Source organism: Succinimonas sp., from assembly GCF_045225735.1.
Lineage (GTDB): Bacteria > Pseudomonadota > Gammaproteobacteria > Enterobacterales > Succinivibrionaceae > Succinimonas.
Genome location: NZ_JBGVBR010000208.1, coordinates 1 through 4,501, shown reverse-complemented (window position 1 = coordinate 4,501; position 4,501 = coordinate 1). Strand labels below are relative to the sequence as shown.

At 56.5% G+C, this 4,501-nt stretch carries 5 protein-coding genes; all 5 read right to left on the bottom strand.

The features are described from left to right. The coding region (locus tag ACJROR_RS07205; protein WP_406546529.1) for a hypothetical protein at positions 1-289 on the bottom strand (289 nt) is incomplete at its 3' end. A 9-nt stretch (positions 290-298) separates the two neighbouring features. Further along, positions 299-853 (bottom strand): hypothetical protein, encoded by a 555-nt coding sequence (locus ACJROR_RS07200; RefSeq protein ID WP_406546528.1) that lies wholly within the window; start codon positions 851-853, stop codon positions 299-301. Between the two features lie 6 nt (positions 854-859). Beyond that, complete coding sequence (locus ACJROR_RS07195) at positions 860-1,801, bottom strand: OmpA family protein (protein ID WP_406546527.1); 942 nt, start codon at positions 1,799-1,801, stop codon at positions 860-862. A 59-nt stretch (positions 1,802-1,860) separates the two neighbouring features. Continuing rightward, the gene (locus tag ACJROR_RS07190) at positions 1,861-3,645 is read right to left on the bottom strand and encodes a hypothetical protein (RefSeq protein WP_406546526.1); all 1,785 of its coding nucleotides are present in this window, start codon (positions 3,643-3,645) and stop codon (positions 1,861-1,863) included. Continuing rightward, positions 3,642-4,501: hypothetical protein (locus tag ACJROR_RS07185; RefSeq protein WP_406546525.1), on the bottom strand; the 860-nt coding region annotated here is incomplete at its 5' end. The genes ACJROR_RS07185 and ACJROR_RS07190, both read right to left, overlap by 4 nt.

Genomic DNA, 4,501 nt, shown 5'->3' with positions numbered 1-4,501 from the left:
GTTCATTGAAGCCGAAATTCCGGATAAGAAAGCCCCGGGCGTAGCGATTCCCTTCATAATACTGAAAAAAACTCAGCCGCTGGTACTTCTCGGAAGTCATGAAGTAACGGCCATAGCCGGCATTCCGCATGAGATCGTAAAACAGGGTGCCGCCGGCAAACTCTCTTCGGAGATCCTCATAATACGCCGCATGCTTCCTGAAGCTCCCGAACACCCGGTCAGAGTACTGACTCAAGTCCTCAGGAGAAACATTCTCCCAGCGCTTTCCCTTAAGCACCTGATAAATCATAGCTCACCGTCAGCAAATGCCAAAAACCAGAAAAGCCAAAAGGCCCAGCGGAATCAGGAACCTGATGGCAAACGTTTTTATGTCCAGGCGGCCCCTTTTGGAGTAACGGGGCCGGATGGAAAAGCTCCGGGCCAGATCCTCCGCATCATCGGAAAAATCCAGACCGGCTCTGGTGGTTCCGGAATCCATGGCTCCGTAATCCCGGATCTTCTGAAAATACAGCTCCTCCGGGGGCAGATCCGGAAGCTCCCTTTCCAGCCTGTTAATCCTTTCCTGAAAACCCGCATCCTCCCGAAAGCAGGAATCCCGGAACACTCCATGCAGATCCGAGATCACCTGATGCCGTTCCGCCGCCTTCAGCCGGATGCCGGGACTGTTAACAAGGGTTTCCGCCCTCTGAAAAATATCCCGAAGTCCCTGGCGGGCCCGGTCATCGTCCGACCAGAGCCGAAACCGCCGAAAACGGAAGCAGGCTGCCAGAAAGGCCGTAAGCTCCCGCCCGCCGCCTTTCGCTCCGGAAGCCGGAGCCGCTCCCGGCCTGTCAGTTATGGCATTTTCCTTCATCTTCTCTTATCCTGCTGTTTTCCGCCCGGACGACACTTTTCCGGCCCGGAGCTCCCGATGATAGGGGGTGAAACGGATATCGATTCTCCGGTTCATATTGTCAGACTCCGTCTCCGCCGGGAGCTCCTGAGGACAGCCGCTTTCCCGGAAAAGCTCTCTTTCCGTGATGCCGGCATTACGGGCATACTGCCGGCCCTCCAGAGAGCACGGGGCCGGACGGGACTCCGCATAGCCGCTTACGGAAAACAGTCTCTTCCCTTCGCTGTTGGTATAGTCCTGAAGCTGATCCCGGGCGGCCAGAAGCTCCTCCCAGAAGGAAATGGCCCTCATGGCAGAAAGCCCCCAGTTGCCGTGAAGAGCCTTGTTATCATAGTAATTCTTGTCCGTATGCCCCTCAATAAACACGGTGTCGATATCCGCCCGCGCCTCCCGGGTGGCCAGCTCCCGGGCCAGCACCCCGGCGATGCGGCGCACGGTTTCCTGATAACGCTCCGGAATATCGTACTTGGCGGATTCGAACTGCATCAGAGTGGAATCAATATGAATGGTTTTGTTGGCCTCGTCCAGGGTTACCCGCACCCCTTCCGCCAGAAGCCGTTCATAGATCCGTTTCATCACCTTTCTGAGCCGGTTATCAGCCTCACTGAAGCGGTTCAGCTCCTGCGTGAGCCCGGCGTTCTTCTTCTCCAGATCCAGATTTGCCGCCGTAAGATCCTGATTTTTATGATAAAGCTCCTCATTACGGATCTTAAGCCGGGCGTTTTCCTCCAGAAGATCCTTCTTATCCCGGTAGGAATTCATGGAAATCAGCATGACGGAACAGACGATGATAATAAAGATAAACAAAAGCGCCGTCATGATATCCGTGTAGGACATCCAGAAGCCCTGTCCTTCGGAATAATCGGTATCGTTGTCCCGGAATTCCGGGGTGTAGTTGTTATTCAGCATCAGTACTCCGCCTTAACCGTTTTCTCCGCTAACTCTCAGCCGTAACCGGTTCCCCAGCCCTAGCTCTCTTCCCGGGAAGCGCGGTTCAGAAGCTTCAGGCTGGTAAGATTGAACACCTTGCCCAGCAAAGCCAGCGCCGCATAATCCCGGTTCGGAAAAATTCCGCTGTAGAGAAAGGAAATCCGCTGCCCGCTGCGATCCTGAGCATAAAAGCGCAGGGAATCATACTCCAGCACCGCCAGCCAGGCTTCCGTCAGGGGAGCCTGAGGATTGGCCGACATATACCATTCCCGCCGGGATCTGTCCGCATAATAGTCCCGGAAATGCTTAAAGAAAGCCGAGAGGGAGGAATCCTGCCCCGTAAGCTGGTTTCTTTTTTCCATAAAGCAGTAATAGCGGCATTCCCCGGGACTGAAATAAATCTTTAAAAACGAGCTCCCGTAAAGCTCGGGAATCTCCGAGGACACCTCGTAAAGGGCATCCGGTGTCCGGAGCCGGAAGGTGCCCCGGGAAATGGCGGTTCCGGAGAGCTCCAAAAGACTCTGATAATCTGAGACCGCCCGGAAGATCCGGAAGAGACGGCGGTTTTCTGGCTGGCCCAGAGCTCCGGAAACCCCGGGCCCCAGAAGCGTGGTCTCGTCCCGGAACACCCGTTCCAGAACCGCCCGCGCATCCGGAAAGGTTTTTCGGGGAAAGATCCTGTCCACGGCGCTTCCGGGGCGTTCCCGTTCCGCGAGAATATCATCCAAAGCCTCCTGAAGATCCGGACAGGACACGATTTCATACTTGAAAAAGGCGTAGCAGTAAAGTCCGTGTCCGACGGCAAAGGCCTGAATAATCTGATTGTTTATCTCCCGGAGCACGCTGTCAAGAATGAGACCGCCGGCGCCCCCGGTATTGCCGATGAATTTTGCGAGCTCTCTGAGATAAAAGACCAGTCGATCCAGAAAATCCCGGATCATGGCCTGAGTATCCCGGTTAAGCCAGTAATTCAGGAGGAGCGGACAGCGTTCCCGGGGACAGGAGTTAATTCTGGCAAAAATGCTGTTCACCCGGAGATAGAGATCCCCCTTGACATAGCGCTCGCAGAAATCCTGACAATAGCGGCGGCAGAAGTTATCCGAGAGGATGCCGGGATCCAGACTGCTGATAAGAGGAGCGCCGTCCCCGCTTATGAGAAGCTGCCAGTAATGATAGCCGTCCCGGCCGGAAATAATCTCCCGGATATCATCAAGAAGCTCATCGCGATAGCTCCGGAGCACTGCGGACACCGCTTCGGAAATACTCCGGAAATTCCACAGGGGGCTTTTATCCTGAGAGCGCGCGGAATTAAGCTCCGGAATCTCCAGAGCCAGCGCCGCGGAAAGCCCCCGGATAAGATCCATCAGCTCCTGAAAGCCCTCGGGAGAGGAGATCATAGCCGGATTATCCGCCGCGCGTTTCCGGAATTCATAATAGCCCGCCGAGGCTAAAGTAACATCAGAGCAGATGCCGGAAAGGCCGTCATCATCCGTCAAAGCGCCGGCCCGCAAAAGAGCCAAAGCCTCCGGATAGCCGTACGGGGAATCCGCCTCCTCGTTTCTGAGATGCACAAACACCGGGAGGGGCCAGGGCTCCCCGGCTTTATCTCTCTTCCCGTCCCCATCTCTCTTTCCTCTATCCTTCCTCTTCTCATAGGAAATACGGGAATGCTCCCATTCGCTGTTTATGAAGATCACCTGTTCCCGGACATGTCCGGCAGGATCGGAAGTCCGGAGCAAAGCCTCCAGGGCCGCCGTTCCGGAAGAACCGGTAAGAAACGGCGGAGAAAACACGTAATAGACCGGATAAAGAGCCGCCGTCATGAAAGCCCCCGCATAATTTCCAGAGCCTTCTCCCGGGAGGCGCAGGCCCGGAGCGCAAAGACGCCGCTGTTTCTGCTGTTTCCGTTATCCCAGCAGTCCTCACCGTCATTGCCGCTGCTCCCGCCCTTCTCGGCAGCGTTGCCGCCGGTTCTCCCCGGGATCCGGGGATAAAGCGCAAAAAACTGCCCTGCCGCCTGAAAAACGCAGGCTTCCGCTTTGGAATAGCGCACATGCCCAAGGTAGGTAACGCCCAGCTGCTCCCCGAGAAGACGGCGGAGAGCGGGAGAGATATAAAGCTCCATGTGTTCCGCCGGGAGCCCTGCCAGGGTCTCCCGGAGAGCGGGAATGCCGCTCTCCGGAGTTTCCTGAAGGCCGAAGGAGCTTACACAGACATCAATAAAGGCCCTTAGCAAAGCAAAATCCAGAAAGGCGGCGATATTTCTCCGGAAGGCGGCGTTTTTAATGCTGAGCGGGGTTCCCGCAGTGCCGCTGTCCCCGGCATCCGGCTCCGGATCCCAGAGTCCCGCGGCCGCCTTGAAGCTTTTATATTCCGGCGTAACCAGCTCATAAACCCGGGGATTCTTCATCCAGCGGAGAGCCTTAAGCCCCGCCGCGTAAAATTCCCGAAAAAACGCCTGCCGGCTTTCCGGATCTCCGGCCGCCTGCCCCGCCGCAAAAGAGCTCATCCCGGACAGAAAATACGCATCGGAAAGAGAAGCTCCCAGGTCATCCCGGTTCTTCAGCCATTCTGGGGGCAGCCCCAGAAGCTCCTCCCGGTTCCGGGGCCTTTTAAAGCAGGCGAGACAGGATCCGATAAGCCCTTCCGCCCGCTCCCGGTCATAGGAGAGGGGCCGGA